Origin of the sequence: Deinococcus fonticola, from assembly GCF_004634215.1 — a bacterium.
In the GTDB taxonomy this organism is placed as follows: domain Bacteria; phylum Deinococcota; class Deinococci; order Deinococcales; family Deinococcaceae; genus Deinococcus; species Deinococcus fonticola.
On record NZ_SMMH01000101.1, the window covers coordinates 1 to 1,037 of the forward strand.

The window sequence follows — 1,037 nt, forward strand, 5'->3', positions numbered from 1 at the left end:
GGTAATGCTCCAGGGATTCCTTCCAAAAATCGCCTGACCGATAGGAGGGTCAGGCAAACTGGAGGAACTCTATGGGAAAGCAGCGCAAAACTTGGGCATCTGGGGTCAAGGAAGAAATCGTCCTGGCCGTCCTTAGCGGCGAAAAGTCCATCGCGGAACTGGCCCGTCAGCATGGGGTTGCCGAAAGCCTGATTCACAACTGGCGAACCCAGTTCGTGGAGGCGGGCCGTGCCCGCCTTGCAGGGAATAGGCAGGACGACGGGTTCAAAGCCCTTGAGAAGGAAAATGAGCGCCTCAAAAGCCTGCTGGGTGAGAAGGAATTAGCCCTCTACATCGCAAAAAAAGTCAGGGGTCTTTAAGCCTTGAAGAGCTTCTCGGCCTGTACGAGGAAGTGCGTAAAGACCATCCCCGCCTGAGTCTTTCCAGCTTCGCCCGCGAAGCTGACATCCCCTTCTGGCGACTGCGTGATGCTCGCCAACAAGAAATTCAGCGTGTCAGACGTGGGAAGCGGAAGGAGGAGCGTCAAGAACGCATTCGGGAGATGGCCCTACGCCATCCAACCTGCGGGTATCGCTCACTGCACGCCCTTCTACGTCAAGATTGCAAAAAGACAGGAGAATGCTGTCCAGGACGACACGAAGTTCGTTTGACATTGGTTGCCTTGGAACTGTCCCCCCCTGTACCGAAGAGGATGAGGAGGCAAGTCGCTGGTGTCGTCCCCGCAGTGTTATGGCCTGCTGGTAGGAAGGTGCAAATTGATGCCACCCGCTTTGCACTGGAAGACGGTGTGTCTTGGGCTTATGTCGTTCTGGACGTGGAAACTCGTGCTGTTTTGAACATTCATGTGGTGCGGTCACTCTCGGCCAGCAGCGCGGTCACCGCGCTGCGAGGAGGTATTGATGAACTGAAGAAGCTCGGTATTCAGCAACCCCTGGTCGTGATGTCTGATGGCGGCTCAGACTTCACGTCACATGAGTTCAACGCCGCATGCAGCGAGGTGGGTATCTGGGTCAGGGCGAAGGTGTCCCAGCAGGGTG

At 56.3% G+C, this 1,037-nt stretch carries 2 protein-coding genes; both read left to right on the forward strand.

The genetic code is table 11. From position 1 onward, the window contains the following. Positions 1–71 precede the first annotated feature (71 nt). The gene (locus E5Z01_RS19225; protein ID WP_114673128.1) at positions 72–359 is read left to right on the forward strand and encodes a transposase; all 288 of its coding nucleotides are present in this window, start codon (positions 72–74) and stop codon (positions 357–359) included. Positions 360–748: 389 nt separating this feature from the next. After that, a partial coding sequence (locus tag E5Z01_RS19710) for an integrase catalytic domain-containing protein (protein ID WP_167758033.1) occupies positions 749–1,037 on the forward strand: 289 nt, incomplete at its 3' end.